The sequence below is a fragment of the Litorilituus lipolyticus genome (assembly GCF_006439335.1).
GTDB classification, from domain to species: Bacteria; Pseudomonadota; Gammaproteobacteria; order Enterobacterales; family Alteromonadaceae; genus Colwellia; species Colwellia lipolytica.
This window is the reverse complement of sequence record NZ_SAWY01000041.1, coordinates 59,921-83,384: the sequence shown is the minus strand read 5'-3', so window position 1 is coordinate 83,384 and position 23,464 is coordinate 59,921. Positions and strand designations below refer to the sequence as shown.

The 23,464-nt window shown below is 38.7% G+C and carries 21 protein-coding genes and 2 pseudogenes; 19 read left to right on the top strand and 4 right to left on the bottom strand.

Features of this window, described 5'->3' with window-relative positions; translation table 11 throughout:
• The first annotated feature begins 38 nt into the window (after positions 1–38).
• From EPA86_RS17185 to EPA86_RS17095, 19 genes and pseudogenes are all read left to right on the top strand, one after another.
• Positions 39–620 (top strand): LON peptidase substrate-binding domain-containing protein, encoded by a 582-nt coding sequence (locus EPA86_RS17185; protein ID WP_140605621.1) that lies wholly within the window; start codon positions 39–41, stop codon positions 618–620.
• Positions 621–748: 128 nt separating this feature from the next.
• Positions 749–1,318 carry a sigma-70 family RNA polymerase sigma factor gene (locus EPA86_RS17180; RefSeq protein WP_246058449.1) on the top strand — a complete coding sequence of 190 codons (570 nt, stop codon included), beginning with the start codon at positions 749–751 and terminating at the stop codon, positions 1,316–1,318.
• On the top strand, positions 1,311–2,003 hold the full coding sequence (locus tag EPA86_RS17175; protein WP_140605620.1) for a ChrR family anti-sigma-E factor: 693 nt from the start codon (positions 1,311–1,313) through the stop codon (positions 2,001–2,003). Before EPA86_RS17180 ends, EPA86_RS17175 begins: the two co-directional genes overlap by 8 nt.
• 19 nt (positions 2,004–2,022) lie before the next feature.
• Positions 2,023–2,982, top strand: a complete 960-nt coding sequence (locus tag EPA86_RS17170; RefSeq protein ID WP_140605619.1) for a YbgA family protein — start codon at positions 2,023–2,025, stop codon at positions 2,980–2,982.
• A gap of 15 nt (positions 2,983–2,997) precedes the next feature.
• Positions 2,998–4,413, top strand: coding sequence for a deoxyribodipyrimidine photo-lyase (phrB, locus tag EPA86_RS17165; RefSeq protein ID WP_140605618.1), 1,416 nt, complete (start codon positions 2,998–3,000; stop codon positions 4,411–4,413).
• A 10-nt stretch (positions 4,414–4,423) separates the two neighbouring features.
• Positions 4,424–4,897 carry a nuclear transport factor 2 family protein gene (locus EPA86_RS17160; RefSeq protein ID WP_140605617.1) on the top strand — a complete coding sequence of 158 codons (474 nt, stop codon included), beginning with the start codon at positions 4,424–4,426 and terminating at the stop codon, positions 4,895–4,897.
• On the top strand, positions 4,890–5,642 hold the full coding sequence (locus EPA86_RS17155) for an SDR family NAD(P)-dependent oxidoreductase (RefSeq protein WP_246058448.1): 753 nt from the start codon (positions 4,890–4,892) through the stop codon (positions 5,640–5,642). Before EPA86_RS17160 ends, EPA86_RS17155 begins: the two co-directional genes overlap by 8 nt.
• Positions 5,643–5,647: 5 nt before the next feature.
• Complete coding sequence (locus tag EPA86_RS17150; RefSeq protein ID WP_140605616.1) at positions 5,648–6,919, top strand: NAD(P)/FAD-dependent oxidoreductase; 1,272 nt, start codon at positions 5,648–5,650, stop codon at positions 6,917–6,919.
• A 6-nt stretch (positions 6,920–6,925) separates the two neighbouring features.
• Positions 6,926–7,729, top strand: a complete 804-nt coding sequence (locus EPA86_RS17145; RefSeq protein ID WP_140605615.1) for a DUF1365 domain-containing protein — start codon at positions 6,926–6,928, stop codon at positions 7,727–7,729.
• Between the two features lie 2 nt (positions 7,730–7,731).
• Positions 7,732–8,958, top strand: coding sequence for an SAM-dependent methyltransferase (locus EPA86_RS17140; protein ID WP_140605614.1), 1,227 nt, complete (start codon positions 7,732–7,734; stop codon positions 8,956–8,958).
• A 7-nt stretch (positions 8,959–8,965) separates the two neighbouring features.
• The gene (locus tag EPA86_RS17135) at positions 8,966–9,514 is read left to right on the top strand and encodes a lipocalin family protein (RefSeq protein WP_425462582.1); all 549 of its coding nucleotides are present in this window, start codon (positions 8,966–8,968) and stop codon (positions 9,512–9,514) included.
• 371 nt (positions 9,515–9,885) lie between these two features.
• Complete coding sequence (hflK, locus tag EPA86_RS17130; RefSeq protein ID WP_140605613.1) at positions 9,886–10,962, top strand: FtsH protease activity modulator HflK; 1,077 nt, start codon at positions 9,886–9,888, stop codon at positions 10,960–10,962.
• Entirely contained in the window at positions 10,959–11,936 is a 978-nt protein-coding gene (gene hflC / locus EPA86_RS17125; protein WP_140605612.1) for a protease modulator HflC, read from the top strand. The genes hflK and hflC overlap by 4 nt, the downstream gene beginning before the upstream one ends.
• A gap of 68 nt (positions 11,937–12,004) precedes the next feature.
• Positions 12,005–12,178 (top strand): hypothetical protein, encoded by a 174-nt coding sequence (locus EPA86_RS18245; RefSeq protein ID WP_170309692.1) that lies wholly within the window; start codon positions 12,005–12,007, stop codon positions 12,176–12,178.
• On the top strand, positions 12,162–14,918 hold the full coding sequence (acnA, locus tag EPA86_RS17120; RefSeq protein ID WP_140605611.1) for an aconitate hydratase AcnA: 2,757 nt from the start codon (positions 12,162–12,164) through the stop codon (positions 14,916–14,918). The genes EPA86_RS18245 and acnA overlap by 17 nt, the downstream gene beginning before the upstream one ends.
• A 355-nt stretch (positions 14,919–15,273) precedes the next feature.
• Positions 15,274–17,829 (top strand): annotated as a pseudogene (gene nhaA, locus EPA86_RS17115) (Na+/H+ antiporter NhaA).
• A gap of 3 nt (positions 17,830–17,832) precedes the next feature.
• Entirely contained in the window at positions 17,833–18,036 is a 204-nt protein-coding gene (locus EPA86_RS18540) for a hypothetical protein (protein ID WP_140605608.1), read from the top strand.
• A gap of 69 nt (positions 18,037–18,105) precedes the next feature.
• A complete protein-coding gene (locus EPA86_RS17100; RefSeq protein WP_140605607.1) occupies positions 18,106–19,059 on the top strand; it encodes a DnaJ C-terminal domain-containing protein in 954 nt (317 codons plus the stop codon).
• Positions 19,060–19,061: 2 nt separating this feature from the next.
• Positions 19,062–19,391, top strand: coding sequence for a chaperone modulator CbpM (locus EPA86_RS17095; protein WP_140605606.1), 330 nt, complete (start codon positions 19,062–19,064; stop codon positions 19,389–19,391).
• Positions 19,392–20,208: 817 nt separating this feature from the next.
• On the opposite strand, the gene EPA86_RS18265 is transcribed toward EPA86_RS17095, so the two are convergent.
• The 4 genes and pseudogenes from EPA86_RS18265 to EPA86_RS17070 all read right to left on the bottom strand — a co-directional run bounded on the left by EPA86_RS18265 (position 20,209) and on the right by EPA86_RS17070 (position 23,414).
• Positions 20,209–20,361: a DUF5676 family membrane protein gene (locus EPA86_RS18265; protein ID WP_211664959.1), complete on the bottom strand. Its 153-nt coding sequence runs from the start codon at positions 20,359–20,361 to the stop codon at positions 20,209–20,211.
• Positions 20,362–20,779: 418 nt separating this feature from the next.
• Complete coding sequence (locus EPA86_RS17080; RefSeq protein WP_140605605.1) at positions 20,780–22,135, bottom strand: MBL fold metallo-hydrolase RNA specificity domain-containing protein; 1,356 nt, start codon at positions 22,133–22,135, stop codon at positions 20,780–20,782.
• 191 nt (positions 22,136–22,326) lie between these two features.
• On the bottom strand, positions 22,327–22,692 hold the full coding sequence (locus EPA86_RS17075) for a cation transporter (protein ID WP_140605604.1): 366 nt from the start codon (positions 22,690–22,692) through the stop codon (positions 22,327–22,329).
• Positions 22,693–22,782: 90 nt separating this feature from the next.
• Positions 22,783–23,414: pseudogene (locus EPA86_RS17070) on the bottom strand (methyltransferase family protein).
• Positions 23,415–23,464: the final 50 nt, after the last annotated feature.

Here is a 23,464-nt window from a genome sequence, read left to right as displayed (position 1 = left end):
GATTGATCGCCTTAGCGCTTTATTACGTATGAAGTAGTATGATAGAACAAGAAATTAGCCATTTGTTCTTACCGATATTTCCCTTGTCGGCTTTTATTCTGCCTGAAGGAAAGTTGAGATTAAGAATCTTCGAAGCTAAATACGCCAAAATGTTAAGTTTGATATCGGCACATCAAATGTTTGTTATCCAACTAACATCAAAGACTGAGGGTATTAAACATAATGATTGGGGCAGCTTAGTAAAAATACAGGATTTCAACCAAGGAGATGATGGCTTGTTGGAGATTGACGTGCATTGCTGCGCACTAGTTGAACTATCAAATGTGAAAGTTGATGATAATAACTTAGCATTTGCCAAGGTTAACCCTTTGTACCATTGGTCTCAAAACACCGTTGATGACACTATGGTTTCTTCAGAATTAGAAGTAGCTCTAAACGAGGTCATCTACAGTAACAGCTTATTAAGTCATTTATATCAGCATAGACTCCTAAATAATAGTCACTGGGTGGTTGCAAGGTGGTTAGAAATATTACCCATTAGCTTAACAGTAAAAAGCCAATTCATTAGAGAAAATAACTTTTCACAAGCAAAAGATTTCGTAAATACTGTCATTATTTAAATTAATTTAATATATAAGTGATCTTTTCCAAGCGACCAACGTATAGGTAACCAAATGATTATTTATTGGTATTTACAGTGATGCAAACTAACTTGCTATGCACCAAGACAAATGCTAAATCTATTAAGATGTCGAATGAAATAGATCACGCACAGCTTTGTTTGAAACTAAACGCTGTCGCCCAAAAAAGAGATAAACAAGCTTTTACTGTCTTGTTCAAATTCTTTGCCCCCAAAATTTTACGTATAGCTCGTGGTAAATTTCCTAATGAAGCACAAGCCAATGAAGTGGTTCAAGAGACCATGAGTAATGTTTGGCGTAAAGCTCACCTTTTTAATGCTGACAAAGGCGCTGCTACCACGTGGGTTTATACGGTGATGCGTAATGTCACTTTTGATATGCTGCGTAAAATAAAAGGTAACAAAGAAGATAACCTAAGTGATGATATTTGGCCTATTGCGGAAAGTATGGTCAGTGAAGATGACTGCTACGACGACCACCTAGCTCAAGACAATTTACTCAATGTTATTGATTCCCTACCAGAAGCACAACGTGAAGTAGTAAAAGGTTTTTACTTTATGGAAATGTCCCAAGAGCAATTGGCTATCAAATTAAATTTACCCTTAGGTACTATTAAATCGAGGTTGCGCTTAGCACTCGCTAAACTCAAGGTGCAGTTAGGAGAAGATCATGATTAAACATCACCCTACTTTTGAGTTACTCAAATCATTCGTCGATGGTGAATTACCAGCATCATTATCTGCAGGTATCGCTATCCATGCTGATATGTGCCCTACTTGCCAACATCAAATTGCACAATTAACAGAGCAAGTTGCAGAGGCTAATTTTGAATTTGAAGAAACTTTTCTCGATCGTTTTATAGTTGATGAAGGTGAAGATATTGCCGACATGCCAGCAATTAGCTTTGAGCAAATGATAGACAATATCACCTCTACAGACGAGTTAGTTGAACCCGAGGTCAAAACACCAAAGCAAGTAACATTTAATGAACAATCATACGTATTACCTACCGCTCTTAATAATATGCAATTTAGTAAAACAGCAAACATAGGTAAATTATCTAGAGCACGTATTCAACTTGATGAAGATGAAATTCATACCAGTTTATTACATATTGCGCCTGGTGGCGGTGTGCCAGAACACACACATAAAGGTTTTGAGTTAACCTTATTACTTGAAGGCTCTTTTGACGATGAAAATGGCCACTATGAAAAAGGTGATTTCATCATGTTAAGTGGCGACCATCAACACCACCCTGTCTCTACTGAAGGATGTTTATGTTACACCGTAGCAAATGATGCATTGCACTTCACTCAAGGTATTAACAAATTACTTAATCCAATAGGCTCGTTTATTTACTAAAAGTAATAAGGGGTTAATCATGATTCTAAACGTTGATAAAAAAGACTTACATATTGGTATTAGCGCTTGCTTAGTGGGTGAAAAAGTACGTTTTGATGCCAGTAACAAGCCGTCTAAGTTTTGTATTAATGAACTGTCACAACATGCTACCTTTAAAAGCTTTTGCCCTGAAGTAGCGATTGGCTTACCTGTACCAAGAGCAACCATTAGGCAGATTAAACATAATGATTTAATCACTGTTTCTAGGGCAGATGGCAGTGGAGATGTTACTGAAGCATTAGCCACTTACGGTAAAAAGGTAGCTGACTTAACTAAACACCTCAGTGGTTATATCTTTTGTGCCAAAAGCCCAAGTTGTGGTATGGAGCGTGTCAAAGTTTATAGCCCTGAAGGAAACTCATTAAAATCAAATGGTATTGGCGTATTTGCCAATGAAATAATGAAAGCAAATCCCCTGTTACCTTGTGAAGAAAATGGTCGACTCAATGATGCCTTAATTAGAGAAAACTTTATTGCTCGCGTTTATGCCTATAAACATTGGCAACAGCTAACTGAGTCAGGATTAACAAAATACAAACTCACTAGTTTTCATAGCCAATATAAATATACCGTAATGAGTCACGACTTAATTGCTTACAAACAGTTAGGTCAGTTGTTAGCACGTTCAGATATGCCCTTAACAGAAATGGCTGAGCAGTATATCAGTGGCTTAATGCAAGCACTAAAAACCCTTGCCACCAGAAAGAAACATGCTAATACCTTAGCGCATATTCAAGGATATTTTTCTAAACACCTGCAAAGTAATGAACGCCAGGAGTTAACCCAACAAATACATAATTACCGTGAAGGTTTAGTACCATTAATGGCGCCACTTACCCTGATAAAACATTACCTTTTACAGTACCCAAAAGACTATTTAGCCAAACAAGCTTACTTATCACCTTACCCTGAGCAGTTAAGGCTCAGATACGCGTATTAAAATCAATATTAAGGAATTTACGTGTTACTTTGGCTCAGAAATGATTTAAGAACACACGATAACCCGGCCTTACACTATTTTTTAGACCACAATGGTTCGAAAAATAACTGCAAGGCTATTTTTTTTGTCTCAAAAAAACAATGGCGACAACATCATTGGTCTGAGATAAAAATAGATTTTGTCTTAAGACATGCACAATATATGATCAAAGCATTGGCCAACATGGGTATTGCTCTAGATATTGTGCCGCTTGATACCTTTGAGCAACAACAGCAATATCTTCAAGCTTATTGCCTGCAATATTCAATAAATGAGGTTGTAGCCAATAGCGAGTTAGAATTTAACGAACAACAGCGTGACAAAGCCCTGATTGAAAAAGGGGTTAACTTAACGCTGTTTGAATCCGATGTTATTGTGCCAAAAGGCAAGTTATTAACCCAATCTGATACTATGTTTAAAGTATTCACTCCCTTTAAGCGCGCTTGGATTAAATATGTGCTTAACAATGGTTTTGACTATCTTGGCAAAATCAAAAACGATAAAACTCGCTCTTTAACAACTCAAGCCGATAACAATACTGGCGATGAATTACATGATTCACCTTCAAAAAATTGGCCTCTTGCGGCTGAATTTGAACAAGAAGTACTTGCTAATTTCATTGCTAACAAACACATTCTCTATAAAAAAAGTAGAGATATCCCCAGCATTAAAGGTACTTCAGGCATATCACCGTATCTAGCAGCGGGCGTCATCAGTCCAAGATATGTTTTAACATTATTACTCAATAAATGGCCTGATTTATTACTGGCTTCTGATAGTGATAATTTCAGCTGGCTTAATGAAATCATCTGGCGGGAGTTTTATCGCCACCTATTATTTCATCGACCTGAGTTGGCCAAACATCAATGCTTCAAAGAAAAGTATCGAAAAGTCAATTGGCAAAATAATCCCAAGCATTTCGATGCTTGGAAACAAGGAAGAACCGGTTACCCTATTATTGATGCCGCTATGCGACAACTTAACAGCACAGGTTGGATGCATAATCGTCTAAGAATGCTAACCGCAAGCTTTCTTACCAAGCACTTATTGGTGGATTGGCGTTGGGGAGAGCAATATTTTATGAAGCACCTTATTGATGGTGATTTAGCAGCAAATAACGGTGGCTGGCAATGGTCTGCGAGCACGGGTTGTGATGCTCAACCTTACTTTAGAATTTTTAATCCCATCAAACAAAGTGAAAAATTTGATCCCTGTGGTAACTTTATCCGTATGTATTTACCAGAGTTAAGCAATGTACCAGAAAAATATATACACTTTCCCCATAAGTATTTGGAAGAGCATCAATTAAATGTGTATTGGTCAGCCATTGTTGAACACAGCGTTGCTAGAACAGAAGCGTTAGCATTTTATCAAGCTATTGAAAAAGCATAAAAGGCAAATCATGAGTGTACAAATACATAACCTTAATAACCATCATCAAGATCAGGCTATTTGGCTAGATAACTTTATTAATATTTACAGTCAATTGTCGGTAGATAACTTGCACTTGTTAGATAGACTGTATCACCAAGACATAATCTTTATTGACCCAATGCACTCCTTGCAAGGCTTAGCACAATTAAATAGCTATTTTTCAAACCTCTACAGTAACTTGGCTAGTTGTGATTTCACCATAGTGCAAGTAATTCATGAGGGTAATCAAGCGGCTATTTATTGGCAAATGAAGTTTTGCCATCCACGACTCAATAAAGGCCAAGAGGTAGAAGTCTCAGGTAGTTCACATATTCAAGGTGATAACGATAAAGTGACTTACCATAGAGATTATGTTGATGTCGGTGCAATGCTTTATGAACACATTCCTTTTATTGGGAAATTAATAGCTTTTATAAAACGCCGAGCAACTAAAAATGTCTAAAATAAGCATGCCTAAGCCGAATGATAATCCTCGAGCTAAAACCGTACTTATCACCGGAGCAAGTTCAGGTATAGGTTTAGCGTTATATAAACAATATGTTAGTTTAGGCTATCAAGTGATTACTTGTGGTCGCGATAAAGAAAAATTAGCACAGCAAACACCATTGGCAACCAAGTGGCTAGTCTTTGATGTTAATGATATTGATGCAGTGGCAAAAGCTGCTGAGCAAATCATTCATATTGATATTCTCATTCTTAACGCTGGCACGTGTCTTTATATCGATAATGCTAAACAATTTGACGGCCATTGTTTTAGAGAAGTTATCAAGACTAACCTTCTTTCTATGGGTGCTTTATTAGAAAACTTGTTACCTAAAGTATCATCGGGAGGGCAACTGGCTATGGTTAGTTCAAGCGCCACTATATTCCCCTTTTCTCGAGCACAAGCTTATGGAGCTTCAAAGGCTGGGGTGGACTACTTGGCCAATAGCTTAAGGATAGATCTAGCCAATGATCATATTGATGTTTGCCTCATTCACCCTGGCTTTATTAAAACGCCTTTAACCGATAAAAATAATTTTTCGATGCCATTTTTGTTGACAGCTGAAGAAGCTGCAAAACGTATTTACCAAGGCATTAAACACAAAAAGCATTATCTACAGTTTCCTAAGCGCTTAACCTTGTTATTAAAATTGCTCTCATATTTGCCGCAATCGTTTGCTAACTCACTACTTAGTAAGGATTAGATTAGATGAAAAACATCGCCATTATAGGCTCAGGGATTTCAGGCTTAACCGCCGCTTACCTATTATCTAAAAAACATCATGTCACTGTTTTTGAAAAAAATGCAATGATTGGTGGCCACACCGCAACGGTTGATGTGACTGTAGATAATCAAGATTATGCTATTGATACAGGTTTTATCGTTTTTAATAATAAAACGTACCCTAACTTTCTAGCCTTACTCTGTGAAATAGGTATTGATAAACAAGAAACCCAAATGAGCTTCTCAGTACATAACGCTAGCACTGGTTTAGAATATAACGGCCACAACCTTAACTCTTTATTTGCCCAAAGACGTAACATTTTCAGACCTAAATTTTGGCTGCTAATCAAAGAAATCTTACGTTTTAATAAACTTTGCAAAAAGATATACCAACAAGATAACTATCAAGCAGGGTTAAGCTTAGGTGATTTTTTATCGAATAACCGCTTTAGTGATTTTTTTGCTGAGCATTATATTCTGCCAATGGGCGCTGCAATTTGGTCAAGCTCCCTGGCGCAGATGGAAGCCTTTGAATTTCAATTTTTTGTCAAGTTCTTCTCTAACCATGGCTTACTCAATATAAAAGATAGACCGCAATGGTATGTTATTCCTAATGGCTCACGCAGTTACTTAACACCTTTGTGTAAACCGTTCTCAGAAAATATTAAGTTAAATACCAACATTAAGAGCATTGTCAGGACAAACAGTGGTGTCACTATTATATTTCATGATGAAACCAAGCAGTATTTTGATGAAGTTGTTATTGCATGTCACTCAGACCAAGCATTAACGTTATTAGCAGATGCCAGCGAGAATGAAAAGAAGGTCTTATCAGCGATGCCCTATAAAGCAAACTCAGTGGTGTTGCATACCGATATTAATATGTTACCTCAACGTAAAAAAGCTTGGGCGAGTTGGAATTATCAATTAAGTGGTGATAAACAAGCTGACGCCAGTGTCACTTACAATATGAATATTTTACAGGGCATTAAAGCAAAACATACTTTTTGTGTCACACTCAATCAAAAAGAAGCAATACTGCCTAGCAAAATATTAAAAGAATTTACTTATCATCACCCAGTATTTTCGCTTCAATCATCTCAGGCCCAACAGCAAAGGAACCTCATTTGTGGTCAACAATTCACTCATTTTGCAGGCGCGTATTGGCACAATGGTTTTCATGAAGATGGAGTCAGAAGTGCGGTTGAAGTGGCCAAGCGTTTTGACTGTTTTCTCGATATTGCTGAAAAAGACTAAAAGCCTATGAGCAATAAACCAATTAATCAAATATATACCGGCACGGTTTTTCATCAACGATTCTTTCCTAAGCAGCATAGCTTTAGCTATAAACTATTTATGTTGGCATTAGATGTTAAGCAAATGGATAAGCAACAAGGAGCTGCGGGCGTATTTGGTTTTTCTCGTTTTACGCCGCTATGGTTTAATGCAAAAGATTACTTAACGTCCGATATTAACCACAAAATAAAAAATACGCTAAATAGTGAACCAAACTCCTTAACAGAACGTATAACTACTAAAGTTCAGCAACTTGGTGGTAATAACGATATTTTTCGAATCACCATGTTAGTACAAGTAAGGTGCTTTGGAATTTACTTTAGTCCGGCAAATTTTTATTTTTGTTACAACCACAATGATGACTGTGAGCAAATGCTAGTTGAGGTAAGTAATACCCCATGGCATGAAAGACATTATTATTTAGTTGATATCAAAAAAAGACATATTTGCGAGAAAGAGTTTCAAGTCTCCCCTTTTATGGACTTAAATATGCGTTATCACTGGCGTGTAAAACCGCCAGAAACAAGTAATAACTTATTTATTAAGATAGAAAACCATAAAACTCACGGTGATAAGAGCAAAGTTTTTACAGCAGGATTAGCAATGGAAGCTAAACCGTTAACAGCAAAGAACATTTTCAAAACGTGGTGCAGATTACCTGTCATGACAATGAAAATAGTCACCAGTATTTATTGGCAAGCAATAAAGTTATTTGTAAAACGCATTCCCTTTATTGGTTATCAAACCTTAGCAGATAAAAAGCGGAGTTAAGCATGGAAAACATTGCACCTATTACACTAAAAAATAAAATGAGCTGGTTTGAAAGTCACTGTCGTAAATTAGTTCTGTCAGTGTTTTCAAAGATTAATTATGGTGTGTTAGAAGTAGTAGAAGGTAATGAGCACAGCTTCTTTCCTAATGAAAAAACCAAAGCTAAAGTATTTGGTAGAATTATTATTCATGATGTTAGTGTATATAAAGACTTCGTTCGTGGGGGGAGTATTGGAGCGGCAGAGTCCTTTATTGAAGGGAAATGGACCAGTCCAGATTTAACCTCAGTTATCCGTATTTTTGCTAAAGCTCAACAACAAACTGATCAATTAGAAAAAAAAGGGGCTTGGTTAGTTAAGCTTAAAAATCAATTTTTTCATTGGCAAAACCGTAATAATCAATCGGGTTCAAAAAGAAACATTTTAGCTCATTATGACTTAGGTAATGAACTTTATACGCGTTTTTTAGATGAAAGCATGATGTATTCTTCAGCTATTTACCCTACACCAGAAGCGACTTTAGCGCAGGCTCAACAACATAAATTAGAAACTATTTGTGAAAGACTCGCGTTAACCGCCGATGATCATTTACTTGAAATAGGCACCGGCTGGGGTGGTTTAGCCATTTATGCCGCACAGCATTACGGCTGCAAGGTCACCACTACCACCATTTCAGACGCGCAATATGATTTTGCAAAAGCTAAAGTTAAAGCCGCTGGACTAGAGCAAAAAATTACCTTATTAAAAGACGACTATCGCGAATTACATGGTCAGTTTGATAAATTAGTGTCGATTGAAATGATCGAAGCCGTTGGCTATGAATATTTACCGAGTTTTTTTGAAGTGTGTAATCGCTGCTTAAAATCTGATGGAAAAATGTTACTTCAATCGATCACTATTGCTGATCAACGCTTTAATTATTATAAAAACAATGTTGATTTTATTCAGCGTTATATTTTCCCAGGCGGTTTTCTACCATCAATCTCAGTATTATCAGGTCACTTAACTCAGTATTCTGAACTAGTTGTAGAGTCTATTGATGACATAGGTTTAGATTACGCCAAAACACTCGCAGATTGGCGCACTAATTTTTTAAATTCTTGGTCTGAATTATCAAATTATGGTTACGATGAGGAGTTTAAACGATTATGGCTATATTATTTTGCCTACTGTGAAGGTGCTTTTTTAGAGCGTTCAACCAGTACGGTTCACTTACTTGCGAGAAAGTGAGGAGGCTATGTATAAAGTAACTATTTATAAAGAGAGTATGTTTAAAATCTTCTTTATGGCGTTGGTAAGCATGTTATTGTCCGCATGTACAACAGTACCAGTAGGCGTTACGCCAGTAGATAATTTTAACCTCAGTAAGTACCAAGGGAAATGGTATGAAGTTGCCCGCCTTGATCATTCATTCGAAAGGGGCTTAGAGCAAGTAACCGCAGAATATCAACTTATGCCTGAGGGACACGTAAAAGTCACCAATAGAGGTTATTCAACTGAAGATGAAACATGGAATGAAGCCATAGGTAAAGCAAAGTTTGTTGAAAGCAAAAATATTGGTTTTCTCGAGGTGTCTTTTTTTGGCCCCTTTTATGGCTCCTACATAATCTTCAACCTTGACGAGCAATATCAGCACTCATTTGTTGCTGGCCCTAATACCTCATACCTGTGGCTACTTTCGAGAACACCAAATCCAGATAAAACTGTTATAGATAAGTTTTTAAAAATATCGGAAAAGCTAGGTTTTGATACTAGCAGCCTTATTTTTCCTGAGCATTCTTCATAGGCATAATATTAATAAAAACCACTATACGAACAATTATTAAGAGTGCGAAGTTCACCAATTTAAAAAGGTTTGCTAAGCAACAACCCTACTCTGTGTATTTTATACCCTCAGTTAATGGACTATTAATGATAACAGTACCTATATTGAAGCAATATAATTGATGAACTGATCGATAAGTGCTTTAGCTTGTATATAAATGGAGTGGCAAAATGCTCGCAAAAAAGCCTCTATATTGCTATAGAGGCTTTCAAAGATACTAAGCAGCCCTAATAATTAGGATAATATCCCCCTCCCTATTGATTGTTTGTTTTTTAACCACTATACCTAAGGGTAGGTGACCAATTAGGGTCATTTATTCAGAGGGCATTATTATGCCTACTAACGTCACACCCCCTCCTCAAGGTCCATGGGGAGATAAACCGCCTGCTCCACCAGATTTAGATCAACTTTTTAATGATAGCTTTTCTAAGTTTCAAGGTTTTTTGCCTGGTGGGAGTTTCCTTAATTTCTTCTGGCTACTACTTTTAATTCTATTGGGTTTCACTGCCTGGACGTCGGTTTATACTATTCCAAGTGATTCTGTTGCTATTGTTAAACGATTTGGCAAGTATGCTAGAGAAGTGCCTCCGGGGCTGCATTTTAAACTTCCCTTTGGTATTGAATCAGCAACCACTGTTCCCGTTAAGCGACAATTAAAACAGGAATTTGGTTTTACAACATCTGGTGCACAAGATCCTTTTCAAAATAGCCTAAATCATGACGAACAGCGAGAAACTCAAATGGTGACAGGTGACCTTAATGCCGCCTTAGTTGAGTGGGTAGTACAATATCGAATTTTAGATCCCGTTAAATTTCTATTTGAAGTTAGAGAGCCCAGTGAAACACTCAGGTACGTCTCTGAGTCAGTCATGCGTGAAGTAGTTGGAGATCGAACTGTTGATGAAGTGATTACCATTGGTCGTCAAGAAATAGAATCGCAAGCATTAGTAAAAATGCAAACCCTTTCAACTAAATACACTATGGGTATTAGTATTGATCAAGTGCAGTTAAAAAATATTAACCCACCTAAACCTGTACAAGAATCGTTTAATGAGGTGAATCAAGCACAGCAAGAAAAGGAAAAACTGATCAATGAAGCGAGACGGGACTACAACAAAATTATTCCTTTAGCACTGGGTGAGAAAGATCAGCGAATTCGTGAGGCGGATGGCTATCGATTAAAACGTATTAATGAAGCTGAGGGGGATATAGCGAGATTTGATGCTTTACTGGTTCAATACGTTAAAGCACCTGAAGTCACACTCCGCCGTATTTATATTGAAACCATGCAACAAGTGCTACCTCAAGTGCACTCTAAAATCATTATAGATAAATCAACAAGCAGTATATTGCCACTGCTAAACCTTGAACAATCAAATAAAATGTTAAAAATAGGAGAAAAGCGATGATCTCCAAAAAGATTACTATTTTCCTGATCGTACTAGCGTGTTTAGTTATTACAGTACAGCAATCGCTTTATACCGTAGATGAAGTGGAACAAGTGATCATTACCCAGTTTGGTAAACCAATTGGCGAGCCGGTAATGACCGCTGGCTTAAACGCGAAAATGCCTTTCATTCAATCTGTGAACGCCATTGATAAACGCATATTAGAATGGGATGGTGCCCCCTCAGATATGCCAACTAAAGATAAGTTATATATTTCAGTAGACCTTTTTGCCCGTTGGCGAATTACCGAACCTCTGCAGTACTTCTTAAGATTGCGAGACGAGCGCAGTGCGCAATCTCGGCTCGACGATATATTAGGCAGCGAAACGCGCAATGCCGTCGCAAAACATGAACTCATCGAAATAATTCGTACCACGAATGACCGCAAACCACTTCGCGATGCCATGCTAACCAAAGCAGAAAGAGATTTAAAAATGGGTAATTTAGTGCCCATTAACAAAGGTCGAAAATGGGTTGAAGAAGAAATATTTACTGCTGCTGCAGAGAAAGTCAAAGTATTTGGTATTGAATTGCTTGATATTCGCTTTAAGCGCATTAATTACAATGAAAGTGTACGCCCTAAAATTTACGACCGTATGATCAGTGAACGTAGGCAAATTGCTGAACGATTTTTATCGGAAGGTAACGGTGAAGCAGCAAGAATACGTGGTAACCGTGTTAGAGACTTAAATAAAATTCAATCTGAGGCTTATAAAGCGGTTGAAACCATTAGAGGATTAGCCGATGCACAGGCCGCGAATATTTACGCAAAATCCTACAGCCAAAGCCCAGAAGCTATGCAGCTTTATCAATTTACGCGCACCATGCGAGCCTATCCTGACATTATTGCTGATAATACAACGCTGGTTATGTCAACAGACAGTGATTTATTAAAATTTATCAATGGCATTAGCCATTCGGGCAAACAAAACTAGGTCTAATTATTATACGGTTCGATTCTTTTTACGCGCCGTTCTTTTTAAACGTTAATGGAGTGAACATAATGATGACAGTGACGGCTCAAAATCTATTGATGAAAAAGTACGGTATTTTATGCAAGCAAATTACAATTTGTTGTTATAAAAATTCACATTTTAATAATTTTCAAGGTGCATTAAATACGGCAGCGTTAGATAAAGATGTTCCTAAGGAGCAATCCAATGATCACAATAAATAAAGCTGCATGGCAAGAAAGGTACTTAACGCGATTAATTGATAATAACAAAGGCAAAAAAGGCAACATTTATTACTATTGGTCGCTAAACAAGCTTGCTGAAGATTTTCAGTTCAATTTGGATGACCTACCATTCATTACTAAAATATTTTTGGAAAACTTCCTTAGAAACTGCTCAACTAATGACACTTTTAATTATCAAAATGTTGTCAAAACAATCAAGAATATAGTGGATTCAACATCTCCAACTAACTTTGAATTTCCATTTTTTCCCAGTCGTGTATTAATGCAAGACTATACAGGTGTACCCGCATTAATTGACTTGGCAGCAATGCGAGATGCAATCGCAGATAAAGGCGGTGATGCAACTATTATAAACCCCGTATGCCCAGTTGATTTAGTGATAGATCATTCAATTATTGCTGATCAAGCCGGAACCCCCGCTGCATTAACGCATAATCAACAACGTGAGATGGAAAGAAATCATGAGCGTTACCAGTTCTTAAAATGGGCACAAGCCTCATTCAGTAATTTAACTATTATCCCACCAGGGCGTGGCATTTGCCATCAGGTTAATCTCGAATATTTAGCACAAGTGGTTAGAGATGAGGTTAATGTGTTAATTCCAGACACATTGGTCGGTACTGATAGTCATACGACGATGATTAATGGCTTGGGGGTGCTTGGATGGGGAGTTGGAGGTATTGAGGCCGAAGCCGTAATGCTAGGTCAACCATTAAGTATAAGTACTCCTCAAATAGTAGGCGTTAAACTGCTAGGAAAAATGCAGGTCGGTACCACAGCAACAGACTTAGTCTTAACTATCACTCAAATATTGAGAAAGTATGGTGTCGTTGGCAAATTCGTTGAATTTTATGGTTCCGGTGTTTCAGAATTAAGTATCGCCGACAGGGCAACGATTGCCAATATGGCTCCTGAATACGGGGCGACCTGTGGTCTATTTCTCATTGATAATGAAATTATTGAATACTTAAAGCTTACTAATCGTTCATCGGCTTTAGTTGAACGTGTCCACACATATACATTAACGCAAAAATTATGGAATGAAGATTCTAAGCCTCATGCAACATACCCTGAAAATATCGTCATAGACCTTAACACAATAGAGCCTTCGGTTGCAGGGCCAAAGCGACCACAAGATTGTTTTTCACTTAATACCATAAAACGAGTGACCAAAGAGGTAAGCGAGCTTGACTGGCATTGCCCTACCGTTGAGAGACTACCCTATAGATTACGGCCATTAACCTGCGGAGATATTGTCATTGCGGCTATTACTTCTTGTACTAATACTTCCAATCCTAAAGTGATGTTACAGGCAGGATTATTGGCAAAAGCAGCCGTTGAACGAGGGCTGAAGATTAACCCTAATGTAAAAACATCATTAGCACCGGGCTCTCAAGTTGTTGCTCGTTATCTTGATAGCACTGGTTTACAACAATATTTGGATAAATTAGGTTTTAATTGTATTGGCTTTGGTTGTACAACTTGTATCGGTAACTCTGGGCCACTAGATCCTGATATAGAACAGCAAATTAGCGAAGGTCATTTAAATGTAGGTGCTGTTTTATCTGGAAACCGTAATTTTGAAGGCCGTATTCATCCCTCCGTTCGATTAAACTGGCTAATGTCTCCTCCGCTTGTTATTGCATTTGCTTTAGTAGGTCATACTCGAATAAACCTCGACATTGAGCCATTAGGTGTAGATAAAAATGGTCAACCGACATTTTTACGCGATATTTGGCCAAATGATTACTTAGTCAACGAGACAATGCGTGCGATAACCAAAGAGAGTTATGCATTGTCATATCAAGATATGTTAGTTGGCGATCATGCGTGGGAAGATTTACCAATAAGTAATACAGACTGCTATCCGTGGAATAGTCATTCGACTTATATTATTCAAGCTCCTTTTCTCGAGTTATTAGCACAAACAGGCCATGAAGGGCTGAATAGTTGTAATCAAGTTCATGGTCCAATCAAAATTAAATCAGCTAACATTTTAGCAATTTTTGGTGATTCCATTACGACAGATCATATCTCCCCGGCAGGGCAAATTAGCCCGTATAGCCCCGCAGGTAAATATCTTATTGCTAAAGGTGTGGCACCCGAACAATTTAATAGTTATGGCGCTCGACGCGGTAATCATGAGGTGATGGTGCGAGGTACATTTGCTAATAACAGACTACAGAATAAGATTATTGCGTCGGAACAAGGGGGAATAACGAGGATTTTTGATGACAAATATTTACAAAACAAAGCACATATCTCAATTTTTGAAGCAAGTGAGTATTACGCAAAAACTAACATACCCTTGGTAGTTTTTGCGGGCAAAGAATATGGAACAGGATCAAGTCGAGATTGGGCAGCTAAAGGGTGTCAATTACTTGGAATTAAAACCGTGATTGCAGAGTCGTTTGAACGTATACATCGGAGTAATCTCGTTGGCATGGGTATCATGCCATTGCAGTTATCTAATAAAACGTCGTTAGCAAGTTTACAGTTGACAGGTGATGAAAAAGTAGATGTTGTAGTCGAAGGCGATGTAAGCAAACACCAATTAATACCTAATCAGACGTTACAACTTATTATATATTCAGCGAAAAATGATGATATTAATTGTGCTGTAACTCTACCTGTAGTTTTATGCATTAATAGCTCCTTGGAACTAGATTACTTTCTTGCAGGAGGGGTTTTGCCCTATGTTGCAAGCCAATTTTTATGAATAAATACATCTCCTGTCGAGCCGCTCCCTTGAGCATTTGCTAAACAGAGTTAGTTACTCAAACGAGTAATAATAAAGAAATAGCTGCATTGGGAAATGAGTTTAATGCACACAACTTTGGTTTTGTCGACGACTAATGGTTTATTCAAGCTTCTAATGGAATTCAAGCAAACGGGTTCTGTGATGATGAAATATTTAAGATGAAAAATATGGCATTACTTTTGAGCAGATAAACATTATTAATGTGGAAAACTTAAATGTGCCGTCAATTATGCAAGGGTTGCCCAATCTAGTCCATATGCCAATTTTGCATTGAGTGGCGAGGAAAGAACACTATTACCTCAAGGCGTAAAATATGAACCATGAATCGATGAGTGATAAGCGGGGGCATCCAACGCAATTACCTAAAGAGCATATCGATTGGGTCGTTCAACCCCTCACACGATTTGTTAAAGTTGAAGCGGCTGCAGGTGTTGTTTTGCTGTTATCCACCTTGCTGGCATTATCGTTGGCAAACTCCCCGTTAAGTCAGTCGTTTAATGACTTGTGGCATGTATCGCTCGGAATAAGCATTGGTACTTTTGTATTTGAGCGTTCGTTACATGGATGGATAAATGATGCTGTAATGACGCTGTTTTTCTTTTTAATTGCGCTAGAACTCAAGCGAGAGCTAGTGCTTGGAGAATTGCGTAATCCACGCCTTGCTATGTTATCTATTTCCGCCGCTGTAGGCGGAATGCTAGTGCCCGCTCTAATTTATCTCTTTTTTCAGTATGGTGAGCTAGGTCAACATGGTTGGGGAACTGTTATGGCGACAGACACAGCGTTTGTGGTTGGCTGTTTAGCACTGTTAGGCGCGAGAATTCCTAAGAACTTGAAAATATTCATGTTATCACTAGCCGTAGTTGATGACATCGGTGCCATTATCGTCGTCGCCGTGGGTTATGGTAGTGACATTAATTGGCTAGCTATTGCATTCGCGTTACTCGGATTCATCGTTATTAAAGTCATGGCATTTATCGGCATCCGTAGTATAGCCTTGTTCTTTATGGTGGGGATTCTGATCTGGTTGGCAGTTGATGTATCGGGTATCCACCCGACAGTGACTGGTGTCATTCTGGGGCTAATGACCCCAACGACAAAATGGATAACTGATGATCGTCTACACACTATTATGGAATGCGTAGTGGCTTATCCTCCGGGTAATCATTGGAGTGGTGATACGCCTGATCGTAAGGCATTGAAAACGGCTGAAGCGGCTGCACGTGAAGCCCTTTCACCGGTAGAACGATTGGAGATGATGCTTCACCCTTGGGTGGGGTTTGTAGTGATGCCCTTATTTGCTCTTGCTAATGCTGGGATAGCATTCACGGGAATAAATGTGGCTTCTCCACTAGCGATGGCGGTATTTCTTGGTTTCGTGATAGGCAAACCGTTAGGTGTCTTCTTGTTCAGTTGGGCTTCGGTTCAACTGCGATTCGCCGTGTTGCCTTCTAATCTTAGTTGGCTAATGATTCTAGCAGGGGGACTGTTGGCGGGTATTGGTTTCACTATGGCCTTATTTATTGCTAACCTAGCTTATAACTCAGAGCAAATTAATGGAGTGAAATTCGGTATCCTTTGTGCATCAATTTTGTCTGCCTTTCTAGGGTTACTGTTATTACTGTATCTGACTAAATCATCGAAAAATCATACCCCAGGAAATACCTTAGAAAACGAGAAAAGCGTATCCAGCCCAGCTGAAAATAAACCTATGCTTTGGGGCAAACAAACCGAGCCTTCATTAAACTATTTTGCGATCGGAAAGCACATTTTTGAGCAGAGCTTTATTGATTCTTTGGTTTGTATAAAGCGCGCCTGCGCGCAAGTCAATTATGGGTTAAACCTGATAAGTGACGAGCAGCACAAAGCGATTATTTTCGCCTGCAATGAATTGCTTGATGGCAAGCATACCGATCAATTTCCATTAAGAATTTGGCAAACAGGATCAGGGACTCAAACTAATATGAACGTCAACGAGGTTATCACGTCGCTGGAAAATACGTATTTTCTTCAGAATGCCCAAGGAGATTCTGCGAAAGATAATGCCTGCTTGCACCCCAACGATCACATCAACATGTCGCAGTCATCTAATGATGTCTTTCCCACTGCCATGCATATCGTTGTCGCTCAGCAGACATTGGACATATTGCTGCCATCAATCGAGCAGATGGAAAGAGCGTTATCCCAGAAGCAATCAGAATTCGATGAATTGTTCACTGTTGCTCGCACTCACTTAATGAATGCGTTACCAATTAAAGTCAGTGCAATTTTGTCAGCTCACGAGCAACAGCTAACAGCGGCTAAAAAAGCTATAGAAGAGAGTCTGATCCCGGTTCATCAGTTAGCTCTTGGTGGCACGGCGATAGGTTCAGGTGCTAACGCACCAAAGTAATTCGGTCAGCAGGCGATTGCGCTGCTGGCAGAGCAGTACCAGTTGCCATTTGTTCAGCATGAAAAACTCTATGCGGCAGTTTCTGGTGAAGATGCATTGATGCGGTTTAGCGGTTCGCTTAAATAACTCGCTACGGCCTTGTTTAAACTTGCCAATGATTTTCGGCTACTAGAAAGTGGCCCGCGCTGCGGCTTGAATGAATGGCATTTGCCCGTCAACAAACCTGGAAGCTCTATTATGCCGGGCAAGGTAAACCCGACACAATGCGAGGCATTGAGCATGGTGTGTCTACAGGTTTTTGGCAATGACCTGACAGTATCTCTCGCTGCCTCGAATGGGCAGCTGCAACTAAACACTTGTCGGCCAGTGATTATTCATAACATTTTAGAGAGTATCGAATTGCTGTCCGATGCGATGTCTTCGTTTACCGTAAACTGCATACGAGGTTTGAAACATAATCATGCACAAATTGACTAAAATATGCGCAACAACTTGTCGGTCATTACTCTTTTAGCGCCTATACTTGGGTATGACGTGGCAGCACAGATAGCGTATAAAGCGGATCAACAGAACGTTTCTTTAACGATAGCGGCGGAATCCTTGGGATTGTATGATCAGGAGAAATTTGAATCTCTATTGCAGAAACAATTGAATGCAAACCTATCAGATAAAAGCGCAGATTAAAAACGGACAAACGTTTGATGGAGCTTTGTAATAAGTTAATTTTGTACTTTCACAGCTGAGAGGGAGTTTATGGAATTTAAAGATTATTACAAAATACTTTGTGTCGAGCCGGATGCAAATGCGAAGACGATTAAAACCGCTTATCGCAAGCTCGCTCACAAATATCATCCAGATATGAATCCGGATGAGGGTGCTGAAGCAAAATTTAAAGAAGTTGCCGAAGCGTATCACGTGCTTAAAAATGAACAGCTAAGAGCTGAATTTGACGAGCTGCGTCAATACGGCTCACAGTCTCGACACGATTTTCAGCCTCCGCCTGGGTGGAAAGCGCCACCAAATACAGGGCAACAAGGGGGTTCACAATTCCACGGTGATTTTTCTGATTTTTTTAACTCTATTTTTGGTGGGCGGGGGCAATCGCATCATGCACAGGGTTTTGATCAAGCACAGCGCAGTGCTAGAGGGCAGGATATCGAGATTGAGTTGCCTATATTTTTGGAAGAAACGTTAAAAGAAAGCCAAAAAACGGTAGAATTTGTTATGCCAGCGGATGACTATGCGCAAACGGCGCCATCGAAAAAGCACTTGAAGGTGAAAATCCCCCAAGGTGTGATGGATGGTGAAAGAATTCGCCTTAAGGGACAAGGAAAGCCAGGTCATCAAGGCGGCACTGCTGGTGACTTGTATTTACACATTCGTGTAGTTCCACATCCGCTATTCGATGTGCAGGGGCATAATATCATAATCACTATCCCGCTTTCTCCTTGGGAAGCAGCCCTGGGTACCAAAATAAGCGTTCCCACCTTAGATGGCAAAATTCATCTAACCATACCGCCGGATAGTCAGTCAGGTGATAAGCTACGTGTGAAAGGTAAAGGATTGAAAACCAAGACACTTATTGGTGATATGTTTGCCGTTGTCAAAGTTACAATGCCCGAAAAAACCAGTGAGAAAGGTAAACAGTTATGGCAAGAGCTGGCAAACAGTGAAGATTTTGATCCAAGGCTAGAGTGGAGTACGTAATCATGAGTGAAACTTTGTTCAGTATTTCATTTGACGAGCTGTGTCAGGTTGAAGGTATCGAAGGTGAGTTAATCATCGAAATCGTTGAGTATGGCATTGTCATGCCTATCAACAAACCTTCAGATCAAATTCGCTATGAGCAATGGTTATTTGATACTGGAGCTATTCATTGGGTTAAAAAAGCATTACGCCTGCGCCAAGATCTGGAAATTGATTGGGTGGCTATTGCCATGGTGATTAAATTAATGCAACAGAAGGAAGCCCTACAGAAAGAAAACCGATTGTATCAACGCCAGCTAAGGCGATTTATTCCTAGTGGTGACCTTGATTAACACGATAGGATGCGGTTAAAGGCAAACTTACTGTTTAGCCCTTCGTCGCAAGTTTAGCCTCTCGATAACGCTTCCTAAGGTATAAATACTTAAAGCCGGAAACTGCCTGCACTTTGCTCACTCAAGCTGGCCAATATTTAACAACCGTGTACCAAAGTGTGTACCACAATTTATAAAATTCTGACGGTGCTGATATCTTTAATTTGAAATCATTGAGAAAAGTTTATCAGGCAAAAAGCTTAGCCTAAATCTATTCCGTAGAGAAGTTTCGATGTGTTGTAGTGATGCGTTTGAGCTAAAAATGATGATTGAATTTCAGTTTGCGAAATTCTAGGCCGTATACCAAACCGTGTACCATTTTTTATTGTAACGATCTGATATGAAAGGATTTTAGCAAGCCGTTTGCAAATTCAAGCGGTTACTAAAATTGGTGAGATGACCGATAAGTTAACTTCACAACCAAAGTTAACATATTGTTTTTAAATAAAATATTTAACATTTTGATTTTGAGATTTTCGTAGGAGAGTTTTAGCAAGCTGCTCACTAATGCAAGCAGCTACTAAAATTTGTGAGTCAACACATAAGTTAGCTCACATCTAATTACATTCGCTAAGACAATGCTGTATGAGAAGTCACAACCTGCTAACTTAAAATTTTACAAAAGCCGATCCGGTGTAAGAAAAATCCTTTGGCATAATAAGTTATATAGAGCCATCACTTGTAATACCTCAAATTTGAGAATTATAAATTTTTGCGATCAACCAACCACTAAGCCCCATTAATAATACCCATAGAATACCCCCAGTAAAGGAATATGCTAGCCCATACCTTTCAAATTAGTATGTAACATGTGACCTGTCATACTGGACATCATATCTGGCATCACCATAACCAATATTGAACAAGCAACCCAAACAATGCCAAAAGCAGCGGCGCAAGCCAATGCAAATGCGTTTTCATTAAGTTTCATCACTTTCTCCTCAGCTAACTTATTTACTAAGTATGTTCTCATTGAACTTACTTATTTTTCGGCAGATACCCAGAGAAGTTTTATGACAACTCTACGGTATATGCTCTGAATTATCTTTAACATTCTGATCAACAAATCTGTAGTAGCTTTCTTTAGTATGTGTCCACCAGCCATCTTGAATATCTGCATTATGTTTTTGAATTCAAGAGTGGGTGTCCTTTTAATTTCGTTGAAATTGAAAAGCAGATGAGCCTCACCTTTCGCAAAATTGCGGATGCACGATACAGAACTTTGGTCCTCAAGTAGAATGTACATTTCCTACTTTACAGCTTGATTATATTAATTTTTACGCATTTTTTAGGATCAGCAAATGACAATTCAAATTGGAACTGAGGAACTTAATGCAATAAGTCATAAGCTATAACCTCAATATTTCGTGATAACAAGCGACTTCAACATCAAACTGAGTGTTTTGCATTAAGTGATCTCTCATCGCTTCACTGGCCTCTGGTTCACCATGCACTAAACGAATTTTAGTTTTTCGATGTAATTGTGATAACTGTAACCACTGGGTAATTTCTTCATAGTCTCCATGACCAGATAAACCATGCAATACTTCAACCTCTGCCTTAACAGTTAACCACTTTCCATGTATTTTTACTGCATCCTTTCCTGCTAACATTTTTGCCCCTCTCGTTCCCCCAGAAAGGTACCCTGTGAATAATATAGTTGTACGATAATCGCCTAACAAACGTTTCATATGATGTAAAATTCGCCCGCCCGTAGCCATGCCACTGCCAGCTATAATAATATGAGGCATTTTCAACTCAGCTAGTGCTTTAGATTCATCTACTGTTCTGGTAAACGTTGCAACATTGCACATATCACGGCATTGGTCTTTGCTAAGACAATTCAAATCAAAATGTTGACAATAAATATCGAATACGTTGATCGCCATAGGGCTATCAAGATAAATAGGTAATTTAGGAATTCTCTTTTCTTTAATCAAGGTTGCAAGCATATGTTGCACTGATTCAGTTCTTCCTACAGCAAAACTAGGTATCAGTAACGCACCTCCTTTTTTAGCCGTTGAATTAACAATTGTTGCAAGTTGCTCTAAAGGGTCCTTTTTATCATGTAGTCGATTGCCATATGTTGACTCAAGTAGTAGTAAGTCTAATGGAGGAAGTGGTTTTGGAGGATACATAATAATATCATCGTGACGACCAACATCACCAGAAAAGCCAATACGTTTTCCATCCGCTTTTAGTATCACACTAGCAGCACCCAATATGTGCCCTGCACTTTGCAATACGATATCAATATCGCCAACTGAAAACTCTTCGTTAAAAGCTACCGCTTGAAAAAGCGACAAACTTGCCTCAGCAGTCGCCTTGTCATATAAAGGCTCAGGGTTTTCATGCCGGCTAATTTTATGCTTTCCATAAAACTTGGCGTCATCCTCTTGTATATGGCCACTATCAGGCAGCAAAATGGAACATAGGCTAACCGTTGCTTGATGAGTATAAACAGGGCCACGAAAGCCTTGTTTATAAATAGCGGGAATAAAGCCGGAATGATCTAAATGTGCATGGGTAAGCACTATGGCATCTAAGCTTTTTAAATCTAACGGTAACGGCTCTCGGTTTCGTGCTCGCAGCCATTTATAACCTTGATATAATCCGCAATCGACCAAAACTTTAGTTGTGCTAGTCTCAACTAAAAACTTTGAGCCTGTTACTGTTCCTGTACCACCTAAAAATGTAATATTCATCGAAAACCCTCGCTAATATCTGATAAACGCTGCACTATTGACACAATTAACAACGGAAATGCCACAGTATCTAAAGCATGACCAATTATTTTATTTAAATCAGTGCTAATCCATATTGATAAAAACCACAACATCATCAACTATTTCACGTTCATTTAACATAATTTCAGCTGGTTGTTTTGTGGGTAACCTTACTTTTTACGAGAATCTGGAGGTGTTTTGTGACAACTCCATGGTTTATGAGCATCGTTGTCTTTAACATTCTGATCTACAAATTTGTAGTAGCTTTCTTTAGTATGCGTCCACCAGTCATCATGAATATCAGCATTATGTTTTCGAATAACTTGCTCAATCCCTTCAAGGTCTAAGTTAACGGCATCATAGGCGAGATGAATTTCGCCTTCTTTAATGTTGTAACTAACCTCGTCGATACCAAATAAATGCTCTATTTCTTCGACAAGAGCATCGCTATTTTCTTCAGTAACCTTGTGTAGCTTTAAATTTCGAATAACTAAATTTTTCTCTCTTACGCCTACTCTATGGTCAAAATTACTCATAAGTTTTCTCCTTATGTGAGTGGAACTCGCTCTGCTGTTTTCTTTTCCTATTAACAGCAACTTAATGAACAACTTACAAAAATAACTAAATTACTTAATGTTTTCATGATGTTCACCTTCTGTGTTGTTGTTAAAACGTGGCAGCCAACTTGCCGTTGTTTTAATATAATTAAGATACTTTGAACCAAACTCAGCAATAGCTTGAGACTCCTCACGCTTTGCTAGCTTGACGTAAACAACAACTAAAATAGGAAACATCACGACGGTTGGAATAGTCGGCCATTGCAGTAAGAAACCAAACATAATTATGATAAAGGCTAAATACTGAGGATGACGACACCGCGCATACCAACCTGTCGTGGCGAATTGGTGGTGTTTTTGTGCGTGGTGCGCTACATTCCACGCAGACGACAACATAAAAAACCAGCAACAATTAATGCCATGCTCGCAATGTGAAACGGACCCCAGTGGGCATCACCTTCAAAGCCAAAGAATGTATGCAATAAATGTCCATTTTCATACGCAAAGAAATTAACCTCTGGATAGGTTTCAGTCAGCCAACCCGACAAAAAATATATCGTAAAAGGGAAGCCGTACATTTCGGTAAATAAGGCAACAATAAATGCTGAAAACGCACCAAGACTTCGCCAGTCAGTTGACGATTTCGGCTTAACAAAACTAAAGGCAAAAAAGATAAAAATTGCCAAGTTCAGTATCACCATTGACCACAAACCATAGTCGTATGTCTCATTCTTATCGTTCAGCTCTTGAA

Bases quoted from the DNA above. Each gene is read 5' to 3' on its own strand.
- EPA86_RS17185 (WP_140605621.1), top strand. From the start codon at position 39: ATGATAGAACAAGAAATTAGCCATTTGTTCTTACCGATATTTCCCTTG.
- EPA86_RS17180 (WP_246058449.1), top strand. From the start codon at position 749: ATGTCGAATGAAATAGATCACGCACAGCTTTGTTTGAAACTAAACGCT.
- EPA86_RS17175 (WP_140605620.1), top strand. From the start codon at position 1,311: ATGATTAAACATCACCCTACTTTTGAGTTACTCAAATCATTCGTCGAT.
- EPA86_RS17170 (WP_140605619.1), top strand. From the start codon at position 2,023: ATGATTCTAAACGTTGATAAAAAAGACTTACATATTGGTATTAGCGCT.
- EPA86_RS17160 (WP_140605617.1), top strand. From the start codon at position 4,424: ATGAGTGTACAAATACATAACCTTAATAACCATCATCAAGATCAGGCT.
- EPA86_RS17155 (WP_246058448.1), top strand. From the start codon at position 4,890: ATGTCTAAAATAAGCATGCCTAAGCCGAATGATAATCCTCGAGCTAAA.
- EPA86_RS17150 (WP_140605616.1), top strand. From the start codon at position 5,648: ATGAAAAACATCGCCATTATAGGCTCAGGGATTTCAGGCTTAACCGCC.
- EPA86_RS17145 (WP_140605615.1), top strand. From the start codon at position 6,926: ATGAGCAATAAACCAATTAATCAAATATATACCGGCACGGTTTTTCAT.
- EPA86_RS17140 (WP_140605614.1), top strand. From the start codon at position 7,732: ATGGAAAACATTGCACCTATTACACTAAAAAATAAAATGAGCTGGTTT.
- EPA86_RS17135 (WP_425462582.1), top strand. From the start codon at position 8,966: ATGTATAAAGTAACTATTTATAAAGAGAGTATGTTTAAAATCTTCTTT.
- hflK (WP_140605613.1), top strand. From the start codon at position 9,886: ATGCCTACTAACGTCACACCCCCTCCTCAAGGTCCATGGGGAGATAAA.
- hflC (WP_140605612.1), top strand. From the start codon at position 10,959: ATGATCTCCAAAAAGATTACTATTTTCCTGATCGTACTAGCGTGTTTA.
- EPA86_RS18245 (WP_170309692.1), top strand. From the start codon at position 12,005: ATGATGACAGTGACGGCTCAAAATCTATTGATGAAAAAGTACGGTATT.
- acnA (WP_140605611.1), top strand. From the start codon at position 12,162: ATGATCACAATAAATAAAGCTGCATGGCAAGAAAGGTACTTAACGCGA.
- EPA86_RS18540 (WP_140605608.1), top strand. From the start codon at position 17,833: ATGCGCAACAACTTGTCGGTCATTACTCTTTTAGCGCCTATACTTGGG.
- EPA86_RS17100 (WP_140605607.1), top strand. From the start codon at position 18,106: ATGGAATTTAAAGATTATTACAAAATACTTTGTGTCGAGCCGGATGCA.
- EPA86_RS17095 (WP_140605606.1), top strand. From the start codon at position 19,062: ATGAGTGAAACTTTGTTCAGTATTTCATTTGACGAGCTGTGTCAGGTT.
- EPA86_RS18265 (WP_211664959.1), bottom strand. From the start codon at position 20,361: ATGAAACTTAATGAAAACGCATTTGCATTGGCTTGCGCCGCTGCTTTT.
- EPA86_RS17080 (WP_140605605.1), bottom strand. From the start codon at position 22,135: ATGAATATTACATTTTTAGGTGGTACAGGAACAGTAACAGGCTCAAAG.
- EPA86_RS17075 (WP_140605604.1), bottom strand. From the start codon at position 22,692: ATGAGTAATTTTGACCATAGAGTAGGCGTAAGAGAGAAAAATTTAGTT.